Consider the following 23,290-nt stretch of genomic DNA (forward strand, 5'->3'; position numbering starts at 1 on the left):
CCGCAGCCTTGATCTGGACGGCGATCTCGCCGGGCCCGGGCTTGCCCTCGGGAACGTCCTCGAGTCGCAGGTCTCCGGGTCCGTGGAACATGTAGGCGCGCATGAAGATCTCCTCTTTCTCAGGTGGGGTCAGTGGCGGGGTGGGGTCAGGGGCGGGGGGCGGCTGGACGGACGGCCTGGTTGACCAGTTCCTCGTAGTTGGGGGCATCGTCGGCGACGATGGCCCGCACGGCCGCCAGCAGCGGCAGCTTTTCGGTGAGGCTGGGGTCGGTCTGCTGCACCAGTTGGACGGCCAGTCCGACGGCGTTGACGCCCTCGACGGTCTGCTCCAGTTCGTCCATGGTCTTCAGCGCGGCGAAGGCTCCCTCGCCGCGGCCGATGCGCACCCCATAGACCTTGTTGCGTCCGGACAGGCCGGTCACCTCCAGGTCGCCGACACCGGCCAGGCCGAAGGCGGTCTCGGGACGGGCACCCAGTGCCTGGCCCAGCAACGACATCTCGCGCACGGCCTGGGCGAACGTCGCCGCCTTCATGTTGTGGTGGGGGCGTCCCCGCAGTTCACCCAGCCCGTCGGCGATGCCCAGGGCGATGGCGTAGACATTCTTCATGGGTGCGCAGATCTCGACGCCGACCTCGTCATCGGTCGGCTCGGGGCAGTAGCGCTCCGAGCGGGCCTCGCCGGCGTACTTGGTGGCCACCGACAGGTCGCTGCACCCGTAAATGGTGGCGGTTGCCTCACCGGCAGCGCACTCGTTGGCCTTGACGGGGCCGGCAATGGCAACAATGGGCGGCAGCTGCACGCCCTTGGCCGCCGCCAACCGGCGCAGGCCGGTGGGCAGCAGCTCGATCGTCCCATCGGCGTTTTCGTAGAACCCCTTCGAGGTGAGCCACAGCGCCTCGGCCGCGACGATGCCGTCCAGCGCCATCTCGGCGACCTTCGGGACACCGACGGAGCTGACGGACAGGACCACGACCTGGGCGCCGGACAGGGCCGCGTCCAGCTGGTCGGACCGGAAGGTCTTCACCGCCGGGTCGATGACGACGTCGATGCGCGGATGCGGGGTGCCCGCCTCGATGGCATCGATGAGGTGGTCATCCAGCCAGGTGCCCCACAGGTTGACGTCCCAGCCTGCGCGGACCAGGGCATTGGCGAGGCCGGAACCCATTGCTCCGGCGCCCAGAATCGTGATCGTGCTCACGTGATGTGCCTTTCAGTTGATGTGGTCGGGGTCGTGACGCCGGTGAGCGGTGCTCACTCGACGTCGGCGACCTCGGCATCGGGGTACTTGGTGGCGAAGGCCTGCAGCGCGTCGGTGCTCTCCTTGAGGGCGTGGTACAACTTGCCCTGGATCTCACCGAGCTCGGCGTAGACGTCCTTCTTGGACTCGTCCGGCTCGGTCACGTCGCCGAAGCGGGCCATCTTCTCGGCCGCGGTGGCGATCGAGGTGTCGCCGTAGACGCCGGTCGAGGCCATGGCCAGGACGCCGGCGCCCAGCGCCGAGATCTCGTCCTCGAGGCAGGCCGTGATCGGCAGGCCCGAGGTGTCGGCCATGATCTGGCGCCACAGCGGGGACCGGACGCCGCCACCCATGGCGCGCACGGTGGTCACCTTGGTGCCGGTGCCCTCCTCCATGCCGCGCAGCGAGCGGGCCATCTCCAGACCGATCGCCTCCAGCAGCGAGCGGTACATCGACCCGCGACCATGCGACCCGCGCCAGCCGACGACCGCGCCGCGGGCGATTGGGTCCCAGTGGGGGCTCTGCACGGCGTTCCAGTAGGGCAGCGTGACCAGGCCACCGGAGCCGGGGGCCCGCTCGGCCGCGATGCGCTCCAGCTTGGGGTCGGGACGCCCACCCAGCTCGGGGTTACCGAAGGCGGTGCGGTACCAGGTGGGCAAGAAGGCACCCGAGGACTGCAGCAGCTCCAGGATGAAGGTGTCGGGGATGCCGCCGGCCAGGGTCCGGTACACCGGTCCGAAGGCGTACTCACGCGACATGACGCCGGCGACCACCGCGGTGCCGAGGTTCATGTACAGCACCTCGGGGTCGACGGCAGCGGCACCGATGCCGGCGGCCTGTCCGTCGCCCAGCCCGGCGATCAGGGCCACCTGCTGGCTCAGGCCCCAGGTGTCCAGCACGCTGTTCTTGATGTAGCCCAGCATTTCGCCCGGCTTGGAAAGCTCGGCCATCTGGTCCTCGCGGACGCCGGCGATGTCCAGCAGCTTCTGGTCGTAGGTCTGCTCGGCAATGTTGAACAGGCCCAGCGAGTCGGCGCAGGCCACCGAGTCCTTCCACTCGCCCAGCAGCTTGTAGACCAGGTAGGCGTGCACGTTGACGACGCGGTCGGCGCCCTCCAGGACACCGGGCTCGTTCTCCTTGACCCAGGCCATCTTGTAGATGGCGGGGGTGACGTCGGCCGGCTTGCCGGACAGCTCCCAGATCTCCTGGCTGCCGTACCTCTTGATCTGGTCGGCCGCCCGAATGTCGAGCCACAGGATGCCGTTGCGCAGCGGGGTGCCGTCCTCGGTGAAGGGGGCAAAGGTCTCGCGCTGGTGGGTGATGCCCATCGCGACGATGCGTTCCTTGTCGGCATTGCTCAGCTGGGCGATGGCAGCGGTGACGGCCTCATTGGTCGAGTTCCACCATGCCAGCGGGTCGTGCTCGCCGTAGCCCTGCTTGGGCTGCTTCAGGATGATGTCGCGCTTGCCGAGAGCCAGCACCTTGCCTTCGGTGTCGACGATGATCGCCTTGCTCGACGTGGTCGACGAGTCAACAGCTATGACCAGGGGGTCGGATGTGGACATGTAGCACCTCAAATCAACATTGATTCCTGAACTCGTCCGACCCTCGGTCGTCCGGAGAGCCCCTGTCCGAGGGTCGCTCTGTTCTGATTCAAACATACTCTGTGGTGAATCCACCATCCTTACTGATTCAACTGCACACTTGTTCAGCACCGATGAACCAACGTGCCGCGCCGGAACGACGAACGCCCCCGCGCGAGGCGGGGGCGTCCGGGTCGTCAGGCCAGCCGGTGGGACTGCTGCGGTTCAGCGCACCGGGTTGACGTGCCAGATGCGGTCGAGGTAGTCGGCGATGGAACGGTCGGAGGAGAAGAATCCCGAACGGGCGACGTTGAGGATCGACGAGTTCGTCCAGCGCTGCTTGTCCGCATAGGCCTTCTCGACCTCGGCCTGGGCGTCCAGGTAGGACTGGAAGTCGGCCAGCGCCAGGAAGCGGTCATTGTTGAGCAGGTCGCTGACGACCGGGGCGGCGGCCTCCCGGTCGCCACCGGTGAAGTGACCGCTGCTCAGCAGGTCGATGGTGCGTCGCAGCCGCTCGTTGCCCTCGTAGACCTTGCTGGGCACGTACCCGGCGGCCTGGACCTCGGTCACCTCGGGTTCGGTCAGGCCGAACAGGAAGAAGTGGTCGGCGCCGACCTGCTCACGGATCTCGACGTTGGCGCCGTCCAGGGTGCCAATGGTGAGCGCACCGTTGAGGGCGAACTTCATGTTGCCGGTGCCCGAGGCCTCCTTGCCGGCCAACGAGATCTGCTCGGAGAGGTCCGCGGCGGGGATCAACTTCTCGGCCAGGGTGACGTTGTAGTTCTGCGGGAAGGCAATCTTCAGGACGTCGTCGACGCGCTTGTCGGCGTTGATGGTCTCGGCGACCTTGTTGATGAGGAAAATCGTCTCCTTGGCCATCCGGTACCCGGGGGCGGCCTTGGCGCCGAAGACCACGGTGCGCGGGGTGACGTCGGCCGGGTCCAGGTCACCGGAGATGATCTGTTCGTAGACGCTGACGATGTGCAGCAGTTTCAGCGACTGCCGCTTGTACTCGTGCAGGCGCTTGACCATCACGTCGAGCAGGTGCGTGTCGGGCAGGACGATGCCGTCGCGCTGGGCCAGCAGTCGATTCAGCCGCGTCTTGTTGGCCTGCTTGGCCTCCAGGAACTTCTGCTGGAACTCCTCGTCCACGGCATAGGACTCCAACTCGCTGAGCCGGCCGAGGTTGGTCAGCCAACCCTTGCCGATCGTCCCGGTGATCAGCGAGGACAGGGCAGGGTTCGAGATGCGGACGAATCGGCGGGGGGTGACGCCATTGGTGACGTTGGTGAACTTCTCGGGCATCATGTCCGAGAAGTCCTTGAAGACCTTGTCGCGCAGCAGTTCAGAATGCAGGGCGGCGACACCATTGACCATGGACCCGCCGACGGTGGCCAGCCAGGCCATCCGGACCGCACGCTCGGGGTACTCGGCCACGATGGACATGCGGCTGGCGCGCAGTTCGTCGCCGGGGTAGGCCTTGCGCACCTGGACCAAGAAGGCATCGTTGATGCGGTAGATGATCTCGAGGTGGCGGGGCAGCAGGCGTCCCATCAACTCGGTGGGCCAGACCTCCAGGGCCTCGGGCAGCAAGGTGTGACAGGTGTAGTTGAAGCACTTCTGGGTGACGGCCCAGGCCTCGTCCCAGGGCATCGACTCCTCGTCCACCAGGATGCGCATCAGCTCGGGAATGGCGATCACCGGGTGGGTGTCGTTGAGCTGGAAGACGATGCGCTCGTCCAGATGGTGCAGGTCGAAACCGGCGGGCAGGCTGTCGATGAAGTCCCTCAACGACGCGGCCACGAAGAAGTACTGCTGCTGCAGGCGCAACTCCTTGCCCTGGATCGTGGAGTCCTCGGGGTAGAGCACCTTGGAGATGTTCTCGGCGAAGGTCTGCGCCCGGACGGCCTCGGCGTAGTCACCGGCGTTGAAGATCTGCAGGTCAAAGGCCTTGGTGGCCTGCGCCGACCACAGCCGCAGGGTATTGACCCGGGCGTTCTGGAAGCCGGGCACCATGTAGTTGTAGGGGACCGCGCGCACCTCCCAACTCGGCACCCACCGGGTGCGCTCGGTGCCCTCATCGTCGTACTTCTCGGTGTGACCGCCGAAGTGGACCGTCACCGAGGCCTCGGGGTGCGGGAACTCCCACGGGACACCCAGGGACAGCCAGCTGTCGGGCTTCTCGACCTGGCGTCCCTCGACGAAGGTTTGGCGGAAGATGCCGTACTCGTAGCGGATGCCGTAGCCAATGCTGGGGATGCTCATGGTGGCCAGCGAGTCAATGAAACAGGCGGCCAGTCGGCCCAGACCGCCGTTGCCGAGGCCGGGCTCCACCTCCTGCGCGCGCAGGGTGCCCAGCTCCAGACCGACCTGGCTCATTGCCTCCTGGGCGATCTCGATGAGACCGGTCGCGAGCAGGTTGTTGTTCAGTTGGCGTCCGAGCAGGTATTCCGCCGACAGGTAGCCGACGGTCTTGGCGCCGACATCACGGTAGAGGCTCTGGGTCTGCAGCCTCTGGGCCATCAGGTAGTGGCGCACGGTCCGCGCCAAGGCCAGATACTGGTCGTTCTGCGTGGAGTTGCTCAGGGTGACGCCCTGGCCGTAATTGAGTTCCCGCAGGAATTCCTTGACGAAGCCGTCGACGGTGTGCTGCGGGGAGACCACCGGACTCTTGGCAACGGGATGCTTGACTTCTCCGGTGGGGCCGAGCGGTCCGGACTTGTCCAGCGGGGACTCGGGGGTGGCACTGTTCTTGGCGGAATAGGGGGTCACGAATATTCCTTTGCTGCTTGGTGGGGCTGCCTTCTCCGGCGGGCGCGCGAGCACGCCCGAAAGGTGCAGTCCGGGTCATGCCCAGATTTCCATAGTCAAGGGCCAGACACCAATGGGTCCGGCGCCCGCTGCTCAGGACAACAGGTCCAGCAGGGCCGCTTCCAACGCGCGTTGGCGGGCCTCGGGGCTGCGGTGCCTGCGGGCGGCGGCAGCGACGATCGTCTGCCCGGCCTGGTAGCGGTCGATGATGCGGGGGTCGACGTAGGACGCGCGCGCCATCGTCGGTGTGTTTCCCAGGTAGTGCGACACCTCGGTGACGGCATGCCGGATGGCCCGTTGACGCGAGGTCTTGGTGGTGCCGGGCTCCTCGGACAGGGCCAATGACTCGGCGGCGATGACCCCGGCATGCCAGGTGCGGAAGTCCTTGGCCGTCAGGGTGCCGTCGAAGAGGTCAGCCAGGTAGGCGTTCACGTCACTCGAGGTCAGTTCCCGCCAGTCCTCACCCTCGCGGTGGGCCAGCAGACGGCTGCTTCCATCGCGACGTCGGCGCATCACCTCCAGCGCCTCGACCACGGCGGGGTCGTCGACGCCAATGGTGTGGGAGACCCCGGACTTGCCAATGAACGAGAAGACCAGCTGGTCGCCCTGCCGGCGGACGTGTTCGCGCAGCAGCGTGGTCAGCCCGAAGGAGCCGTGGGCATCGGTGTAGGCGTCATTGCCGATGCGGAAGTAGCCGACGTCGAGCAGACGTACGGCCGCGGCGCAGGCACGCGTCAGCGGCATCCCCTCGGCGGCCAGGTCCTTGGCGATGGTGCGCCTGGCCCGGGGCAGCAGCTGGGCGGCCTGCTGGACCCGGTCGAACTTCGACCGGTCGCGCCGCACCCGCCACTGGGGGTGGTACAGGTACTGCCGGCGGCCGGCGTCATCGGTGCCGGTGGCCTGCAGGTGTCCGTGGGGCAGCGGGCAGATCCACACGTCGGTCCACGCCGGGGGGATCGCCAATGACCTGATCCGCTCGAGCGCCTCCTTGGGCAGTGCCGCGCCGGACTCGTCGCGGTAGCTGAAGCCCTTGCCGGCGCGACGCCGGGTCCAGCCCGGTTGGCTGGGCGAGACCCGCTTGAGCCGTGTCATGGGGTGAGGCTAGTCCGTCACCGCAACCCACCAACGGGAATAGAGGTCCTTGGTCGGGTGTTGCCCTGCTGAACGGGCGCGCCGGGTGCCCATCCTGGGCAGGGAGTCGAGCATGGGGTTGTGGCGTTGTCTGCACGTCGACCTCGTGCGCCACGACAGTTCCCTCTGTCGCTGAGCGCTCTGTCGCTGAGCAACCCCTGAGGGTGCAACCCCCGGTTGCACCACCACACGCCACCCCTGAGCTGCGGCTCGCCCTGCGGCATGCCCGCACCCCTCGTGCTCCCGACCCGGGTCGGGACAACCATCGCTGTGAAAGGCCACCATGTCCACCCATTCCCCCACCTCGGCGCCGCTCGCGGACGGTCATCCTGACACCCCCGAGAGCAGCCAGCCGGTGGCCAAGAAGAAGCGGATCCCGTTCTGGGCCCAGGTCTTCCTCGGTCTGGCCATCGGCATCGTGCTCGGCTTCCTTGCCCGCACGTTCGAGCTCGACTGGCTCGTCGAGACCCTGACCATCGTCGGCAGCAGCTTCGTGACCCTGCTGCGCGTGATCGTCGTCCCCCTGGTGCTGTTCGCGATGATCGTCAGCATCACCCAGCTGCGCCAGGTGGCCAATGCTGCCCGGCTCGCCGTCCAGACCCTGATCTGGTTCAGCATCACCGCCCTGGTCAGTGTCGTCATCGGCATTGGCATCGGCGTCCTCACCGACCCCGGCAGGCGGGCCAGCATCGGCACCGAGAACGCCCGCGCCGTGGCCACCCAGGGCGGCTGGTTGGACTTCCTGAAGTCCCTGGTGCCCGGCAACATCCTCGGCGCCAGCGTCAACTCCACCGCCACCAGCACCGAGAGTGCGGTGCAGGTGTCGAGCTCGCTGAGCTTCAACGTCCTGCAGATCGTCATCATTGGCATCGCGCTGGGCGCGGCCGCGCTGGCCGTCGGCAAGAAGGCCGAACCGTTCGTCAACCTGAGCGAGTCGATCCTCGAGGTGCTCCAGAAGCTCGTCTGGTGGGTCATCCTGCTGGCTCCCATCGGTTCGGCCGCACTGATCGGACGTGCCGTCGCGAGCTACGGCTGGGACCTGGTCGCGCCGCTGGGCGTGTTCACCCTCGACGTCTACCTTGGCTGCGCCCTGGTGATGTTCGGGCTCTACCCGGTGCTGCTGAAGCTGCACGGCCTGAGCGTGCGACGGTTCTTCGCCGGCGCCTGGGACGCCATCACCCTGGCGTTCGTCTCGCGTTCGTCGGTGGGCACCCTGCCGGTCACCCGTCACGCCCTGGTGAACAAGCTCGGCGTGCCCAGTGAGTACGCCTCCTTCGCCGCACCGCTGGGGGCCACCACCAAGATGGACGGCTGCGCCGCGATCTACCCGGCCCTGGCCGCGATCACCGTGGCGCAGTTGTTCGGAATCCAGCTCGGCCTGACCGACTACCTGCTGATCGCCTTCGTCGCGGTCGTCGGGTCGGCTGCCACCGCTGGTCTCACCGGCGCCATCGTGATGCTGACGCTGACCCTGTCCACCCTGGGGCTGCCCCTGGAGGGTGTGGGCCTGCTGCTGGCCATCGACCCGATCCTCGACATGGCCCGCACCGCCACCAATGTGGCCGGGCAGGCCCTGGTGCCGGTGATTGTGTCGGCGCGCAACAAGATCCTCAACCGTCGCCTGTACGACGGTGAGGACGTCATCGAGGCCAGCACGGACCGCACCCTGGTCACTGCCTGATCGACGCGCGCGCCCCTGCGGGGGCGCGCGCCGGGGTGAACCGGCCGCATGGTTGGGTGGACGCCATGTCGCTGATCACCACCCGACCGGTCACTGCCTCCGAGTACGAGCACTGGGCCCGGGTCGTGGCGGACGCGCAGGGACGTGACCATGACGACCACAGCCTGGCCCGGCTGCGTGCGGTGATCGACCTGGACCGCACCAGGGCAGCCTTCGAGGGCGCCGACCCGGTCGGCGGCATCACGGTCATCCCGCGCGAGATGACCATGCCGGGCGGTCTGAGCGAAGCGGTCGCCGGCATCGCCAACCCGGCCGTCGCCCCCACGCACCGTCGCCGCGGGGTCTTCTCCCAGCTCGTCCGCGAGCTGTTCACCGACATGTACGAGCACCGCCGTGAGGCGATCGCGGTGCTCAGTTCCCACCAGGCGGAGGCCTACACCCGCTTCGGGTTCGGGATGGCCCTGCAGACCGCCCTGCTCCACGGCCCGACCAGCGCCATGGGCTTTCGTCCCGATGTCGAGCTGGGAGCAGGACGGGTGACCCTGGTCGACCTCGCCACTGCGGGCGGCCTGCTGCCGCGGATCCACCAGCGGGCACGGCAGATGAATGTGGGGTGGGTCGAGCGTTCAGCGGCGAACTGGGACCGGATGATCGCCGACGCGGCCGCACCGGTGCCGGGGCTGACCGCCGCCCGGGTGGCCATCCACTGGGACGTCGACGGGCTGCCGCAGGGCTACGCGTTCTACCGCTTCGAGGTCGGCGCCGGGCACGGCGGGCGCAACCGCACCGGCCTGGTGGTGCCCGAACTGGTGGCCGTCCACCGCTCGTCCTACGGCCAGTTGTGGCGGTTCCTGCTTGACCTGGACGCGGCCGACTGGGTGCGCGCCGAATGTGCCCCCGACGAGCCACTGCAGTACATGGTCAACGACCCCGAGGCGCTGGACTGGACGATCCGCGACGGGTTGGCGGTGCGGCTGGTCGACGTCCCCCGCGCCCTCTCGTCGCGACGCTACGCCACCCCCGTCGACGTCGTCTTCGAGGTGGTGGACCACCTGTGCGATTGGAACCACGGCAGGTTCCGGCTGCAGGCCGACGAGCGTGGCGCCGTCTGTGCCCGCAGCCACACCGACGAACCCGACCTGCAGCTGTCGGTCTCGGCGCTGGGGGCCGCGTTGCTGGGCGGAGTGTCCCTGGTGTCCCTGGCGCTGGCCGGCCGGGTGATCACCCGCAACCCCGTGGTGCTCCAGACGGCGTCGGTCGCCATGCGGGGCTTCCGCGAACCGGGGTGCCCGTCCCAGACGAGCTGGCCCTGGTACTGATCGGTGCTGGCACCGGGCGACGGGTGCCCGATGGCGAGCCGCGCCCGCTAGCGTTGGCGGGCATGGAGCAGGCGAGCGCATCGGGCCCGGCTGAGGTCGATCTGAGCGACCTCACCGTCCTGGTGGTCAGCACGTCGATCACGGCGCACGTGCTCAATGCCAACCTGCCCGTGCGGGGCCTGGTGGCGAGCGGGGCGACGGTGCTGTGGGTGCTGCCGGAGCGCTGGGCCGGGCATGCGGCCAGTACCGGGGCCCGTCCGTTGGACGCCCTGGACGCTGACGTCGTCGGCCGGGAGCCTGGGCGCTGGGTCGCGAGCGGTGGACTGGCCGGCCTGTCCTGCATCCGCAGCCTCTACCGAGACGCCCTGACCGGCCCCGCCGAAGGCCAGGCCCGACAGGTGCGCCGACTGGTGCGCGAGCATCGGGTCGACGTGGTGCTGTCGGATTCACTGATGTTCGCCGCCGGCATTGCCGCCGACGCCGAGGACGTCGTGTGGGTCACCTTCGGCGACGGACCGCTGCAGTGGCCCGACCCGGACCTGCCCCCCTTCGGTACGGGCCTGTCGCCGATGGCCGGACCCGCCGGACGACATCGCAACCGGAACGTGCGGCGGGTGGTCGACCGGCATCTCTTCGCGCCGGCACTGACCCAGCTGAACCAGGCCCGCCGGGCCCACGGGCTGGGGCCGGTGGCCGACCTGCTGACCGCCGGGGTGTCCCGGCGACTGCACCTGCAGGGGTGCGCTCCCGGCTTCGAGTACCCGCGCACCCACACCCCGGGGTTCATCCGCTACGTCGGCGCACTGGGTCCCGGGCCCGGGTTCGCCCCGCCGTTGCCCCAGCACTGCCGTCGAGGCAGCGACCCACGGCCCCTGGCCCTGGTCACCCAGGGAACCCTGCGTACCGACCCCACCGAACTGGTCGACCCCGCCTGCCGCGGCTTGGCCAGGGCCGGGTTCAGGGTGCTGGTCGCCGGGCCGGCCGCGCCGTCCAGGGCCGACGGGGCAGTGACCCACGTCCCCCGCGTCGACCTGCCCGATGCCCTGGCCCACGCCGACCTGCTGGTCACCAATGGCGGCTACACCACGGTGACCCTCGCCCTGGCCGCCGGTGTCGGGGTGCTGCAGTGCGGCGCCACCGAGGAGAAGCCGGATGTCGGCGCCCGGCTGCGCCATGCCGGTGTGGGCCGCTCGATCCGCCTGACCCGACCCCCGGCCGCCCTGCTGGCACGGGCCGCCGTCACGGTGTTCCGCTCACCCGAGCGCCGGGCGGCCTCGGCGCGACTGCGCAGCGAGTTCGCCGCCCTGGACGCCCGCAGCCTGAGCGCCCGGGCGGTGGGACAGGTGACCGGGTAAGTCACCCGACGAACCGTGCGCCATTGCCGCGAGGTCAGGCGTGGTCGACCTAGGCTGACTCGCATGGCTGACACCACGCTCGAGATCGCCGGTCCCCATGGCGAGACCAGGAAGGTCAAGCTTTCCAGCGGAGACCGGGTGCTGTGGCCGGGCTCGGGCATGGCCGATGGCCGGGACGTCACCAAGGCCGAACTGGTCGACTACCTGCTCGCCGTCGCCGAACCCTTCCTGGCCGCCAACGGGGACCGGCCGATCACGCTGCAGAGATTCCCCGAGGGCATCGAGGGCGAGGAGTTCTTCTCCAAGCGGCCGCCGCAGGGCAAGCCGGCCTTCATCCGCACCGTCACCTGCACCTATCCCTCGGGCCGACGCCACGCCCAGCTCGTCCTCGACGAACCGGCGGCGGTGGCCTGGACCGGGCAGATGAGCACCATCACCTTCCACCCGTGGCCGGTGCGCACCGCCAACCTCGACAACCCCGACGAGTTGCGCATTGACCTGGACCCGCAACCGGGTCGCGACTTCACCGACGCGGTCGAGGCCGCCAAGGGCCTGCGCCAGGTGATGACCGAACTGGGATATGCCCCCTACGCCAAGACCTCCGGCAACCGCGGCATCCACGTCTATGCGCGGATCGCGCCGACCCACGAGTTCCAGGATGTGCGCCACGGTGTCATCGGCATCGCCCGCGAGCTCGAACGCCGGATGCCCGACCTGGTCACCAGCAGTTGGTGGAAGGAGGAGCGCGGGGAACGGGTCTTCGTCGACTTCAACCAGGCCAACCGGGACCGGACGATCGCCGCCGCGCTCAGTCCGCGTCCGCTGCCGGGGGCACCGGTCTCGTTCCCGCTGTCCTGGGACGAACTGGACGAGGTCAGCCCGGCCGACTTCACCGTCCGCACCGCGCCCAAACTACTGGCCGAGCGGGGCAACCCCTGGGCCGACATGGACGAGCACGTCGGCGACATCACCCGCGCGCTCGAGTTGTGGCAGGCCGACCTGGACCGGGGGCTGGGGGAACTGAACTTCCCGCCGGACTACCCGAAGATGCCGGGCGAACCTCCGCGGGTGCCGCCGTCCAAGCGACGCCAGGATCGCGACGAGGACGACTACCTGCCGCCCAAGGCCGAACGGGATGCCGAGTGGGGCACCGCCATCACCCCGCCCTACGGCCCGATGCTGGCCAAGTCAGTCAAGGACATCCCCAAGGTCGAGGCCATCTACGAACCGAAGTGGGACGGCTTCCGCACCCTGATCTGGCGCTCGGGTGACATGGTCGAACTGGGCAGCCGCAACGAGCGTCCGATGACCCGCTACTTCCCCGAGATCGTCGAGGCGGTCAAGGCCAACTTCCCCGAGCACTGCTGCATTGACGGCGAGATCGTGATGATCGACCCCGAGCGTGGCGACCGGCTGAACTTCGACGCCCTGCAGCAGCGGATCCACCCGGCGGCGAGCCGGATCACCAAACTGTCCAAGCAGACCCCGGCCAGTTTCGTGGCCTTCGACGTGCTGGCCATCGGCATGACCAACTACGTCGAGGTGCCCTTCGAGCAGCGCCGTCTGGCCCTGGAGGAGGCGCTCAAGGACGCCCGCCCGCCGGTGCACCTGACCCCGATGACCCGTGACCGCGACGAGGCCCGGCAGTGGTTCACCCAGTTCGAGGGGGCGGGGCTGGACGGGATCATGGCCAAGCCGCTGGACATGCCCTACCTCGAGGACAAGCGGGTGATGTACAAGATCAAGCACGAACGCACTGCCGACTGCGTGGTCGCCGGGTACCGGGTCTACAAGGACACCGATGATGCGATCGGCTCGCTGATGCTCGGCCTCTACGACGCCGAGGGCAACCTGAACTCGGTGGGGGTGATTGGTGCCTTCCCGATGGAGCGCCGCCGGGAACTGTTCGCCGAACTGCAGCCGCTGGTCACCGACTTCGAGGGGCATCCCTGGTCCTGGGCCGATCCGCAGCAGGGCCAGAAGGCCACGCCGGACGAGCAACTGCCCGACAATCGTGACCAGTCCTTCCCGCGGACCCCGTCGTCGAGTGCCTACAGCCGGTGGAACGCCAAGAAGGACCTGTCGTTCACGCCGCTTCGCCCCGAACGCGTGGTCGAGGTGCGCTACGACCACATGGAGGGCAACCGGTTCCGCCACACCGCCCAGTGGGTGCGCTGGCGCGATGACCGCGACCCGCACAGCTGCACCTATGACCAGTTGGACGAGCCGGTCACCTACGACCTGGCTGACATCCTCGGTTGAGCGGTGGCGGGGGTAGACCTCGCCCGGGTAGCCTGCTGGACATGGCCGAACCCCTCCGCATCCGCGCAGCCGACAGCGACCGCGATGCCGTGCTGCAGGTACTGATGGAGGCCCACGCCGCGGGACGGCTCGACTTGGCCGAACTGGACGAACGCCAGAACCTGGTGATCGGCTCGCGCTACCTGGACGAACTGCAGCCGCTGGTCGCCGACCTGCCCGAGGGACAGTCGATGGTGATGATGACCGGGCCGCACCAGGGGCGCGGGCTGGCCGCCTTCCAGGCGTCGCAGGTGCCCGGGATCTACGATCAGGCGCCCACGCTGAGCACCGTCGCCGTGATGAGCGGCAAGAACTTGAAGCCGCAGCGGGGGGTGGAGAAGATCTCCAGTTTCCAGTTCTGGGGCGGTGACGACATTGACCTGACCGAGGCGTTCGGGCCCGGCGTCACCATCACCTTCGAGGCGGTGGCCATCATGGGCGGCAGCACCATCGTCGTGCCCGAGGGCGTGCGGGTGCAGGACGACACCGTCAACATCATGGCCGGCAATGACGTCAGGTCCAAGGCACAGGGCGACGGGTCGAACGGCGTCCTGGTGCTCAGCGGCTTCTCCATGATGGCCGGGCACTCGGTCAAGCTCGCCAAGGGCTCCCGGTAGTCGATGCCCGAGGGCGACGCCGTCTGGAGGACCGCCCAGCGGCTGCACCAGGCCTTGGCGGGGCACCCGGTGACCCGGTGGGAGTTGCGCTGGGGTGAGCTGGGCGCTTCTGACAAGCGCGGACGCCACACCGTGGAGGTGGTCGCCCGGGGAAAGCACCTGCTTCACCGGCTGGACGACGGCTGGACCCTGCACACCCACCTGAGGATGGAGGGCCGCTGGCGGGTCGTGTCGAGTGCTGAGGCGACCCCGCGACGGCTGCGTGACCCGTGGCTGCGGGCGGTGGTGGGCACCGCATCGCTCGTGGCGCTGGGACGGCAACTTGGCAATGTCGATCTCGTCCCCACCGCGCAGGAGTCCCGGCTGGTCGGACACCTGGGCCCGGACCTGCTCGGGGACGACTGGGACGCCGACGAGGCGCTGCGGCGGCTTGGCGAAGCCCCCGAGGTGCCGCTGGGCGAGGCGCTGCTGGAACAGCGCAACCTGGCCGGCATCGGCACGATGTGGGCTGCCGAGATCTGCTTCCTGGAAAAGGTCAACCCGTGGCATCCGGTCGGCGAACTGGACGCCGAGCAGCTGGCGGCGGTGGTCCGCCGGGCCCATCGGCTGCTGAGGGGGACGCTGAAATTCCGGGGATCGGTCTCGACCGGCAACTGGCGCGAGCCGCTCTACATCTACGGCAAGCCGGGCCGGGCCTGCCCGCGCTGCGCGACGGCCATCACCCGGGCGACGATCGGTCGGGCACCGCAGCAGCGGGAGCTGTACTACTGCCCCCGCTGCCAGCCGATGCCCTGAGGACTGGGTCAGTCGGCCGAGATGTCAGTCGCTCGAAGCGTCCGCGGCCAGCCCCTTGGCGGCCCCGTCGGCGGCGTGGACGACGCCGTCGGTGGCCAGGTTGCCCTGGTCGTCCTCGAGGTGGGCGCGCAGGAACCACTGGAACTGTTCGAGCTGTGCCACCTGGGCGATCAGCATGTCCTCGGTGATGGGGTCGATGTCTCCGGCCTCCTCGATCAGCTCACGGTGGTCCTCGATGATGCCGACGTAGACGACGTCGAGGGCACCCAGGTGCTCGGCGGCCTGGGCCTGTCCAATGGGATAGTCCTGCCAGGTGCGCTGGGCGACCAACGCGCCGGGACATCCGTTGGGCGCGACCCCCATCGTGGCCATCCGCTCAGCGGTCTCGTCGACCATGGCGCGCACGGCCGCGACCTGCGGGTCGAGCATCTGGTGGACGCCGATGAACTTGGGTCCGACCACGTTCCAGTGGGCATGCTTCAGGGTCAGCTGCAGGTCGTTGAGGGCGTGCAGGCGCATCTGCAGCTTCATCGCCAGTTCCTGGCCCTCGTCGACCGACAGGCCCGGGACGGTGAACGACCCTCGGGAAGGGTTGGTGGTGGGGGTGCTCTTCGTCTGGTTGGCGGTCGTCTTGGCGGCCGCCTTCTTCGTCGTAGCCATGGTTCCGAGCTTAGGAGTGGGCTGCTGACCGCGTCGGAGAAGCACCAAATTCTGCGTGCGGCGTAGTCTGGCGGCAGGATCTTCCGCGGCGAGGGGGGCGCGATGAGGCGTCGGACGATGCTGTGGCTGCCGCTGGCGGCAGTCGTCGGCGGGGCAGCCGTCGGATGCTCCGACCCGGCGCCCATTGGCCGCGAACCGATCCCGGTCAGCTACGTCTATCCGCAGACGGGCGACACGTCGGGACGGCGGTGGGTGGCCGAGGGGGCCGGCGGGGCCAACAGTTCTGATCCGCAGTTGACCATCGAGCAGGGTGTCGATGCCGTCGTGCTGTCGATGACGGCCTGGAACTCGGGGACCGCCGGCCAGCCGGTGCGCGAGATCGCGATCCTGCTGCCGGTCGAGTTCACGCTGACCGAGCCCCTGGGCGCTCGGCAGTTCCAGAACCCCGAGGGTCAACGCATCGAGCAGATGGACAAGCCGCCGGGACGCTGAGCGTCCCGACGGCTGCTTTCGCTGATTCCCGCGTGTTGATCCGGTGCTGGATCAGGCAGCGGCCTCGTCGGACTCAATGGTCTCGACCAGGGTGCGCGCGGCGGCGGTGAGCTCGTCGCGGTGGGCGTCGACGATGGCCTGCGGGTTGGCGACCTGGCCCTCGTTGGGGGCGTTGTCGCCGAAGGCCATGGTGACGGGCTCGGCGACCAGGTTGGCCTTGACGTTGCCCAGGATCTCGCTCAGGTGACGGGCCGAGCGGGCGCCGCCGCCGAAGCCGTAACCGACGACCATGGTGGGCTTGGCGTCCCACTCGGCGAACAGGTGGTCAATGGCGTTCTTGACGGGGGCGGGCATGCCGCCGTTGTACTCCGGGTTCAGCCAGACGATGCCGTCGGCCGCGGAGACGATCTCCGACCAGTTCTTGGTGGTGTCTAGGGTGTAGACGCCGGTGGCGGCGAGCTGCGGCTCCGACAGGAACGGCAGGTCCAGCTCACGCAGGTCGACGACCTCGACGGTGGCTCCGGTGGCCTCGGCCAGGGTCGCGGCGACCCCGTCGGCCAACTGGCCGCCGACGCGGACGGGACGGGTGCTGCCGACGATGAGCTTCAGGGTGGTCATAGGTGCTTCTCCCGGGGGTTCAGACGAATCAAGATTGGTGCAACGTTCAACTATGTAACCCTATCGCGGCCGCGACGATTCCCCCATTCGAGGGGACGACGCCCCGCGCGTTGGAGGGGGAGTGCAAGTTTCCGTCCCCCAGTGACCACCTGCCTGCCCATATGAGGGGGGTAGGTCGTCGCTGGGGGACAGAAACTTGCCCCACCGGTGTATAGCGTGGCCGAATGAGGCGTCGTGGACTGCTGCTGGTGGCGATGGGGTCCGTGACTGCGCCGGTCGTGGCAGGGTGCAGTCGAGGCCCGATCGGGCGCCAGTCGATTCCAGTGACCACCGTGTCCCCCCAGGGTCCCAGCGAGGAGCAGGGCCGGGCGTGGATCGCGGACGGTACCGGCGGGATCTCCCACTCCGACCCCGAACTCTCTGTCGAGGAGCACCCGGACCGGATCGTGCTGACCATGACGGCCTACAACTCGGCCAGACCGAACGACAACCAGGTCGCGATCGGGAAGGTGTTGCCCCTCGAGTTCACCCTGGAGGAGCCCCGCGGCAGCCGCCGGTTCGTCAATGACCAGGGTGAGACGATCCAGGTCTTGCCGAAGCCGCCCGGCTGAGCGTCCCTGAGGTCTCAATCACCCATCGTCACGGGATCGATGACCAGCAGGCCCAGGTGCTCGGCGACCGTCGCCATCGTCGCGTCGTGGGTGGCCACCGTCACCGGCTCGCCAATGAGCAGCGCGGTGGCCAGGTGCAGCGCATCCAGGGTCCGGACATGTCGTTCGATCGACTCAGCGATGGTGTGCGTCTCGCCGCTGACCTCCAGCAGGCCGACGCGGTCGAGCAGCGGGGTGGCGTCGACCAGTGGGCGGTTGTCGCGGCGCAGCACCCGGATCACCTCGGTGCGCAGCAGGCGGGATGACACGTACGTCGTTCCGGGGGTCGCCATCCAGGCCTGCACGCGCTCCCGATCCGGTGTGTCCAGGATCGTGCGCAGCGCCACCGACGAGTCCAGGTACACCAGGGAAGCGGTCATCGCTCAGTGCTCCCCGCGCATCTCGTCGAGCAGTGCCGTGGCCTCGGCGTCGGTGTAGGCCGGGCCGCCCGGGCGGCTGGGCCATGGCGCCGGGTTCGCCGAAGGTGGGGTGTAGCGGCCCTCGCGCTCGAGTCGTGCCAGGGTGCCGTCACCCTGCCGCGCGATGCTCACCCGCCAGCGGGGCACGCCCCGTTCGGTGACGACGACGTCGTCGGTGTCGGATACCTGCGCCAGCACGTCCGCGGTGCGCTGGTTGAGTTCGCGCTTGCTGACGGTCTTCATGGACCGAGCGTAGTACTTCTGTCAGACAGACCGGACCTTCCAGTCCTTGTACACCAGAGGTACCGACGGATCGACGCTGTGGAGGGTGTCGCGCTGACGACTTCAACTAGGTTGGAGCCATGTTCATCGTTCACTGTTTCGTGCGCACCAAGGACGACAAGGTCGCCGACTTCATTGAGGTCGCCACCGCCAACTCGCGGGCCAGCCTGACCGAGCCGGGGTGCACCCGCTTCGACGTCATCCAGCAGTTGGACGACCCGACCCAGTTCGTGCTGGTCGAGGGCTACCGGTCGCCCGAGGACCTGGACTTCCACAAGACCCAGCCGCACTACTTCGCGTGGAAGGAAGCAATGGAGGACATCCAGGCCGAGCCCCGCTACACGCGCAAGTACCAGAACCTGCAGCCCGGGGACGAGGCCTGGGGCTGAGCCCTGATCGAATGCACCGGCCTCTGCACCGGCCTCAGTTGAGGATCTCCTTGGTGGGGTCGGCGAGCAGGGCCTGAAGGCGCTCTCGCCACTCCTGCCGCGCCTCCGGCGTGAGCCGCGTCCACCCGGTGACCTCCTCGAGGATCCGCAATGGGTGGCTGCTGCGGTAGGACCGCGTCGGATTCCCGGGGAACTTCTTGTCGGTGACGTTCGGGTCGTTCTCAAACGCCCCGGTGGGCTCGACGCGGTACACCCGCGGCTCCGCGGACCCGTCCGACAGTTCGGCGGCGATCTCGGCCGCCAGCCCGGCACCGTCCACGAGCGCCGTGAAGTAGATGTGGTTCATCACGATCTCGCGACGGTAGTTCGACCGGTGTCCCGCTGAGAGCAGGTCACCGACGCCCAGCTCTGCCGTCGTGCCGTGGAAGAACGGTCCCTCGTCCAGTGCCTGCGCGCTGTCGGTCATGGGCCCCATTGTGGGCACAGGATGGCGGTCGTCGCCAGAGGGGCTCAGCTGACCTCTCAGCGCCAGCCCAGCTCCGGCGCGACGTGCGTGAGCACCGACTCGACCAGGTGCGCGTTGTAGTCGACGCCCAACTGGGTTGGCACGGTCAGCAGGAGCGTGTCCGCGGCCGCGATGGCCTCGTCCTGGCGCAACTGCTCGACCAGCGCGTCCGGTTCGTCGGCGTAGGTGCGCCCGAACACCGCGCGGGTGCCGCCAATGCTGCCGAACTGGTCCTGCCGGTCACCGCCGCGCAGGAAGTAGCGGCGGTCCTGGTCATTGGTGATCGCGAAGATCGACCGCGACACCGATACCCGCGGCTCGAAGCCGTGGTCGTGCTTGGCCCACTCGTGCCGGAACACTTCGATCTGCTTGCGCTGCTGCACGTGCAGTGGTTCGCCGGTCTCGTCGTCCTTGAGGGTGGACGACATCAGGTTCATGCCTTCCTGGGCGGCCCAGCGTGCCGTCGCGTCGGAGCCTGCACCCCACCAGATCCGCCGGCGCAGCCCCGCCGAGTGGGGCTCGACGCGCAGCAGGCCGGGCGGGTTGGGGAACATCGGACGCGGGTTCGGTTCGGCGAAGCGTTCGCCCTCGATGGCCCGCAGGAAGCCCGCGGTGTGGCGCCGGGCCATGTCGGCATCGCTCTCGCCCGGGGCCGGTTCGAAGCCGAAGTAGCGCCAGCCGTCGATGACCTGCTCGGGCGATCCGCGTGAGACGCCGAGCTGGATTCGTCCATCCGAGATCAGGTCCGCGGCCGCGATGTCCTCGGCGAAGCCCAGCGGGTTCGAGTAGCGCATGTCGACGACGCCGGTGCCGATCTCGATGCGGCGGGTCCGCGCGGCGACGGCCGCCAGCAGCGGCGCGGGGGTGCCGAGTTGCTGGGCGAAATGGTGCACCCGGAAGTAGGCGCCGTCGGCGCCCAGTTCCTCGACGGCGACGGCCAGGTCGATCGACTGCAGCAGCGAGTCCTGGGCGCTGCGCACCTGCGAATCGGGATGGTCCATCCAGTGCCCGAAGGACAGGAAACCTATGCGCTTGCGGTTGCTGCTCATCGTCCGACCCCCAACTCGCCCATCAGCTGCTCGAACGGGACGAGGTCCTCACCGAAGCCCTTGGGCGTGCGCGGCGCAACTGCCCCGTTCGTCGCCGCACCGCTGGCCGGCGCGTCCAGCGTCCCGGTGTCGGGCATCGCCGGACGCCCGATCACCTTGGTCACCAGTTCGGCGGCAGCGCGCCGGATGCGTGCGGTGATGTGGCCCTCGGTGCCGCCGAAGTCGCTGGTGGCGGCGAAGATGCCGGTGCGCACGGGCTCGGCGCCCAGGTAGGCGAACAGCGGACTCAGGGCATGGTCGATCATCAGCGAGTGCCGTTCGGTGCCCCCGGTGGCTGCCAGCACCACCGGAGTGCCGACCAGCGACTCGGGTTCCAGGATGTCGATGTAGCTCTTGAACAGCCCCGAGTAGGACGCCGAGAAGGTGGGGGTCACCACCACCAGGCCATCAGCCTGGGCGGTGGCGTCCAGCGCCTGCTGCAGGTCAGGGTTGGAGAACCCTGCCAGCAGGGTGTCGGCAATGCCGTGGGCATGGTCGCGGATGTCGATGGTGCGCACCTGCACGGCCTGACCGCGGGCCTCGAAGGCCGCAGCCACCTCACGGGCCAGTTCCTCGCCAAGCATCTTGGTGGTCGACGGGTTCCGCAGGCCGGCCTGCAGCACGATGATGGAACGCATCAGTTCCCCTTTCGGGTGGCCTCGTCGGCCAACGACTCGGCGCCACGGTTCTGTTCTTCGGCGCGGGTGCCGGTGTAGCTGTCGACCTGCGGGCCGCGCTCGTCCTCGACGGGACCGCCGGCGGCAGCCAGTCGGGCGGCGTGGGTCGGGGCGTCCGGGACGCCGGGCTTGCGGACCTTGTCGAACTCCTCGCGCAGCACCGGGACGACCTTGGTGCCCAGGATTTCGATCTGGTGCAGCACCTCCTTCAGCGGCAGCCCGGCGTGGTCGATCAGCCACAGCTGGCGCTGGTAGTCACCGACGTAGTCGCGGAACGTCAGGTGCCGCTCGATGACCTGCTCGGGGGAGCCGACCGTCAGCGGGGTCTGCGAGGTGAAGTCCTCCAGGCTCGGCCCGCCGCCGTAGACCGGGGCGTTGTCGAAGTAGGGACGGAAGTCGCGCATCGCGTCCTGGGAGTTCTCACGCATGAACACCTGGCCGCCGAGGCCCACGATCGCCTTGTCGTAGCTGCCGTGGCCGTAGTGCTCGTAGCGGCGGCGGTACAGGTCGACCATCCGCTGGGTGTGGCTGGCCGGCCAGAAGATGTGGTTGTGGAAGAAGCCGTCACCGTAGTAGGCGGCCTGTTCGGCGATCTCGGGGGAGCGGATCGAGCCGTGCCAGACGAACGGCGGCAGCCCGTCCAGCGGACGCGGGGTGGCGGTGAACTGGTTCAGCGGGGTGCGGAAACGGCCCTCCCAGTCGATGACCTCTTCACGCCACAGGCGGTGCAGCAGGTTGTAGTTCTCGACGGCCAGGCCGATGCCCTCGCGGATGTCCTTGCCGAACCAGGGGTAGACCGGGCCGGTGTTGCCGCGGCCCAGGGTCAGGTCCATCCGGCCGTCGACCAGGTGCTGCAAGAAGGCGTAGTCCTCGGCCAGGCGCACCGGATCGTTGGTGGTGATCAGGGTGGTGGCGGTCGACAGGATCAGGTTCTCGGTCTGGGCGCCGATGTGGGCCAGCATCACCGGGGGGCTGGCGGGGGCCACGAACGGGGGATTGTGGTGCTCGCCGACGGCGAAGACGTCCAGGCCGACCTGCTCGGTGAGCTTGGCGATCTCGAGGATGGCCTTCAGTCGCTCGTGCTCGCTGGGGGTCCTGCCCGTGGTGGGGTCGGTGGTGACGTCGCCAATCGAGAACAGACCGAACTGCATGGAGGACATGTCTTCCTTCCGGAACCGCTGCCGGGACCCTCCCGGCACTATGGATCTCACTGCTACTATGAACATCATAGTAGATCAGTTCATTCCCGCCGCCCAGGAGAGATCACCATGAGTTCCCCAGCCTCAGAGGTCCCTCAGGGGCCGCAGTGCTCGGTCATCGAGGATGTCATGGGCGTGCTCGGACGGGCCTGGGCCGGTGCGGTGCTGCAGGCGGCGTTGCGCGGGGCCGAACGGTTCAGCGAGTTCAAGCGCCAGGTTCCCGGGGTCAGCGACGCGGTGCTGTCGACCCGGTTGCGGGAGCTCACCGAGCGCGGATTCTTCGTCCGTGAGGTCGAGCCCGGACCGCCGACCCAGGTCCGCTACGTGATGACCGAGGTCGGGCGGCAGGTCGAGCCGGTGCTGAGCGCGGCGGTGGCCTTCGCCGCGCAGCACCCCGGCGCGGTGCGCTGAGCTCAGGCGGCACGAAGCTCGGCCAGCAGGGGGTGGCGTGCAGCCATCGTGTCGAGCATCGGGGCCAGGGCCGCGACGGTCTCCTCGGCCGGGGTGAACACGCCGTCGCTGATCAGCGCCGGCCCGAACGGAATGGCAATGTGCTGGGTCGTCACCCACATCTGCAGGGCGACCAGGGTCTCCTTGAGATGCGAGGCGGCGCGCAGGCCCGCCGAGACACCGCCGTAGCTGACGATGCCGACCGACTTGTTGGCCCACTCCGACGACAGGAAGTCCAGGGCGTTCTTCAGCGGCGCCGAGAAGCTGTGGTTGTACTCATTGGTGACCACCAGGAAGGCGTCACAGGCGGCCACCTGGGCTGCCCAGTCCTTGGTGTGCTGGTGGGTGTACTGACCCAGCCGGGGATGCTTCGGCTCGTCGAAGAAGGGCAGGTTGATCTCGGCCAGGTCGAGCACGCGCACGTCGAAGGCGCCATGCTGCGCGGTGGCCTGGGCGAGCCAGTCACCGATCGGCTTGCCGGCACGTCCCGGACGGGTGCTGCCGATGATGATGCCGATGACCGGCTTGGTCGTTGCAGATTCACTCATATGCCCAGAATCTCACGGCTGCTCGGGGACGACGGTCCCGTCCGCCGGTTGGGGTCGTCCAGACATCAGGTCAACTGCTCGCCCGCGGCCAGGCCGGCTTGGCGCACCCGCGTGGCCACAGCCGGGCCACCAGGATCGGGTGCCAGCCGGGCGGGACCCCGCCGTGCACCCGTCGGATGCTGATCTCGGTCAAGACAGGGCGTGGATGCGTTCCTTGACCACCGCCGGCGGCGGATTGGTGACCGCGACCCCATCGATGACCACCGTCGGCACCACCTCGTTGCCGTCATTGACGCTGCGGACGAAGGCGGCGGCGTCCTCGTCCTGCCAGATGTTGACCCACGTCGCCTGCTCGGCCAGGTCACCCAGCGAGTCGCGCAACCGGGCGCAGTAGCCGCAGCCGGGGCGCCAGTAGATGACCACGGGGCGTGCTTCTTCAGCCATGGCGAGAACCTCCTGATGACGAATGGTCCCCCCACCAT

The 23,290-nt window shown here is 68.7% G+C and carries 24 protein-coding genes; 10 read left to right on the forward strand and 14 right to left on the reverse strand.

Features of this window, described 5'->3' with window-relative positions; translation table 11 throughout:
• Nucleotides 1–146 precede the first annotated feature (146 nt).
• From IPV09_RS04150 to IPV09_RS04165, 4 genes are all read right to left on the reverse strand, one after another.
• On the reverse strand, nt 147–1,199 hold the full coding sequence (locus IPV09_RS04150; protein ID WP_207473906.1) for an NAD(P)-binding domain-containing protein: 1,053 nt from the start codon (nt 1,197–1,199) through the stop codon (nt 147–149).
• 53 nt (nt 1,200–1,252) lie between these two features.
• Nucleotides 1,253–2,803 (reverse strand): FGGY-family carbohydrate kinase, encoded by a 1,551-nt coding sequence (locus IPV09_RS04155; protein ID WP_207473908.1) that lies wholly within the window; start codon nt 2,801–2,803, stop codon nt 1,253–1,255.
• Between the two features lie 243 nt (nt 2,804–3,046).
• Nucleotides 3,047–5,593 (reverse strand): glycogen/starch/alpha-glucan phosphorylase, encoded by a 2,547-nt coding sequence (locus tag IPV09_RS04160; RefSeq protein WP_370590213.1) that lies wholly within the window; start codon nt 5,591–5,593, stop codon nt 3,047–3,049.
• A gap of 132 nt (nt 5,594–5,725) precedes the next feature.
• Entirely contained in the window at nt 5,726–6,724 is a 999-nt protein-coding gene (locus tag IPV09_RS04165) for a DNA topoisomerase IB (protein ID WP_207473910.1), read from the reverse strand.
• Between the two features lie 322 nt (nt 6,725–7,046).
• On the opposite strand from IPV09_RS04165, the gene IPV09_RS04170 reads away from it, so the two are divergent.
• From IPV09_RS04170 to IPV09_RS04195, 6 genes are all read left to right on the forward strand, one after another.
• Nucleotides 7,047–8,444, forward strand: coding sequence for a dicarboxylate/amino acid:cation symporter (locus tag IPV09_RS04170; protein WP_207473912.1), 1,398 nt, complete (start codon nt 7,047–7,049; stop codon nt 8,442–8,444).
• 65 nt (nt 8,445–8,509) lie between these two features.
• Nucleotides 8,510–9,763, forward strand: a complete 1,254-nt coding sequence (locus IPV09_RS04175; RefSeq protein ID WP_207473914.1) for a GNAT family N-acetyltransferase — start codon at nt 8,510–8,512, stop codon at nt 9,761–9,763.
• 62 nt (nt 9,764–9,825) lie between these two features.
• A complete protein-coding gene (locus IPV09_RS04180; protein WP_207473915.1) occupies nt 9,826–11,118 on the forward strand; it encodes a hypothetical protein in 1,293 nt (430 codons plus the stop codon).
• Between the two features lie 63 nt (nt 11,119–11,181).
• Nucleotides 11,182–13,380 carry an ATP-dependent DNA ligase gene (locus IPV09_RS14580; RefSeq protein WP_242681224.1) on the forward strand — a complete coding sequence of 733 codons (2,199 nt, stop codon included), beginning with the start codon at nt 11,182–11,184 and terminating at the stop codon, nt 13,378–13,380.
• A 41-nt stretch (nt 13,381–13,421) separates the two neighbouring features.
• Entirely contained in the window at nt 13,422–14,036 is a 615-nt protein-coding gene (locus IPV09_RS04190) for a DUF1707 domain-containing protein (RefSeq protein WP_207473916.1), read from the forward strand.
• Nucleotides 14,037–14,039: 3 nt separating this feature from the next.
• Entirely contained in the window at nt 14,040–14,831 is a 792-nt protein-coding gene (locus IPV09_RS04195) for an Fpg/Nei family DNA glycosylase (protein WP_207473917.1), read from the forward strand.
• 24 nt (nt 14,832–14,855) lie between these two features.
• Here the strand turns inward: IPV09_RS04195 and IPV09_RS04200 are convergent, their stop codons facing one another.
• Nucleotides 14,856–15,491, reverse strand: a complete 636-nt coding sequence (locus tag IPV09_RS04200) for a Dps family protein (RefSeq protein ID WP_207473918.1) — start codon at nt 15,489–15,491, stop codon at nt 14,856–14,858.
• A 102-nt stretch (nt 15,492–15,593) separates the two neighbouring features.
• Between IPV09_RS04200 and IPV09_RS04205 the strand changes: the two genes are divergently transcribed.
• Complete coding sequence (locus tag IPV09_RS04205) at nt 15,594–15,983, forward strand: hypothetical protein (protein WP_207473919.1); 390 nt, start codon at nt 15,594–15,596, stop codon at nt 15,981–15,983.
• Nucleotides 15,984–16,034: 51 nt separating this feature from the next.
• On the opposite strand, the gene IPV09_RS04210 is transcribed toward IPV09_RS04205, so the two are convergent.
• On the reverse strand, nt 16,035–16,601 hold the full coding sequence (locus IPV09_RS04210) for an NADPH-dependent FMN reductase (protein WP_207473920.1): 567 nt from the start codon (nt 16,599–16,601) through the stop codon (nt 16,035–16,037).
• Between the two features lie 224 nt (nt 16,602–16,825).
• Here IPV09_RS04210 and IPV09_RS04215 point away from each other — a divergent pair, with 224 nt between their 5' ends.
• Nucleotides 16,826–17,212, forward strand: coding sequence for a hypothetical protein (locus IPV09_RS04215; protein WP_207473922.1), 387 nt, complete (start codon nt 16,826–16,828; stop codon nt 17,210–17,212).
• Nucleotides 17,213–17,226: 14 nt separating this feature from the next.
• On the opposite strand, the gene IPV09_RS04220 is transcribed toward IPV09_RS04215, so the two are convergent.
• Together IPV09_RS04220 and IPV09_RS04225 are read right to left on the reverse strand one after the other, a co-directional pair.
• Nucleotides 17,227–17,631, reverse strand: coding sequence for a type II toxin-antitoxin system VapC family toxin (locus tag IPV09_RS04220; RefSeq protein ID WP_207473923.1), 405 nt, complete (start codon nt 17,629–17,631; stop codon nt 17,227–17,229).
• 3 nt (nt 17,632–17,634) lie between these two features.
• A complete protein-coding gene (locus IPV09_RS04225) occupies nt 17,635–17,913 on the reverse strand; it encodes a type II toxin-antitoxin system Phd/YefM family antitoxin (RefSeq protein WP_207473925.1) in 279 nt (92 codons plus the stop codon).
• A 119-nt stretch (nt 17,914–18,032) separates the two neighbouring features.
• On the opposite strand from IPV09_RS04225, the gene IPV09_RS04230 reads away from it, so the two are divergent.
• Nucleotides 18,033–18,341, forward strand: coding sequence for a putative quinol monooxygenase (locus IPV09_RS04230; RefSeq protein ID WP_207473926.1), 309 nt, complete (start codon nt 18,033–18,035; stop codon nt 18,339–18,341).
• 34 nt (nt 18,342–18,375) lie between these two features.
• Here the strand turns inward: IPV09_RS04230 and arr are convergent, their stop codons facing one another.
• From arr to IPV09_RS04250, 4 genes are read right to left on the reverse strand one after another with little or no spacing between them, the layout of a single operon-like run.
• Entirely contained in the window at nt 18,376–18,807 is a 432-nt protein-coding gene (arr, locus tag IPV09_RS04235) for an NAD(+)--rifampin ADP-ribosyltransferase (protein WP_207473927.1), read from the reverse strand.
• A 56-nt stretch (nt 18,808–18,863) separates the two neighbouring features.
• On the reverse strand, nt 18,864–19,895 hold the full coding sequence (locus IPV09_RS04240; RefSeq protein ID WP_207473928.1) for an LLM class flavin-dependent oxidoreductase: 1,032 nt from the start codon (nt 19,893–19,895) through the stop codon (nt 18,864–18,866).
• Nucleotides 19,892–20,572 carry a CE1759 family FMN reductase gene (locus IPV09_RS04245; protein WP_207473929.1) on the reverse strand — a complete coding sequence of 227 codons (681 nt, stop codon included), beginning with the start codon at nt 20,570–20,572 and terminating at the stop codon, nt 19,892–19,894. The genes IPV09_RS04240 and IPV09_RS04245 overlap by 4 nt, the downstream gene beginning before the upstream one ends.
• Nucleotides 20,572–21,762 (reverse strand): LLM class flavin-dependent oxidoreductase, encoded by a 1,191-nt coding sequence (locus IPV09_RS04250; protein WP_207474028.1) that lies wholly within the window; start codon nt 21,760–21,762, stop codon nt 20,572–20,574. The genes IPV09_RS04245 and IPV09_RS04250 overlap by 1 nt, the downstream gene beginning before the upstream one ends.
• 117 nt (nt 21,763–21,879) lie before the next feature.
• On the opposite strand from IPV09_RS04250, the gene IPV09_RS04255 reads away from it, so the two are divergent.
• On the forward strand, nt 21,880–22,221 hold the full coding sequence (locus IPV09_RS04255) for a helix-turn-helix domain-containing protein (protein WP_207473930.1): 342 nt from the start codon (nt 21,880–21,882) through the stop codon (nt 22,219–22,221).
• A gap of 2 nt (nt 22,222–22,223) precedes the next feature.
• Here the strand turns inward: IPV09_RS04255 and IPV09_RS04260 are convergent, their stop codons facing one another.
• Together IPV09_RS04260 and IPV09_RS04265 are read right to left on the reverse strand one after the other, a co-directional pair.
• Entirely contained in the window at nt 22,224–22,808 is a 585-nt protein-coding gene (locus tag IPV09_RS04260; protein ID WP_207473931.1) for an NADPH-dependent FMN reductase, read from the reverse strand.
• A gap of 189 nt (nt 22,809–22,997) precedes the next feature.
• Nucleotides 22,998–23,252 carry a glutaredoxin domain-containing protein gene (locus IPV09_RS04265; protein WP_207473932.1) on the reverse strand — a complete coding sequence of 85 codons (255 nt, stop codon included), beginning with the start codon at nt 23,250–23,252 and terminating at the stop codon, nt 22,998–23,000.
• Nucleotides 23,253–23,290 lie beyond the last annotated feature (38 nt).

The sequence above is a fragment of the Tessaracoccus sp. SD287 genome (assembly GCF_017355265.1).
In the GTDB taxonomy this organism is placed as follows: Bacteria; Actinomycetota; Actinomycetes; order Propionibacteriales; family Propionibacteriaceae; genus Aestuariimicrobium.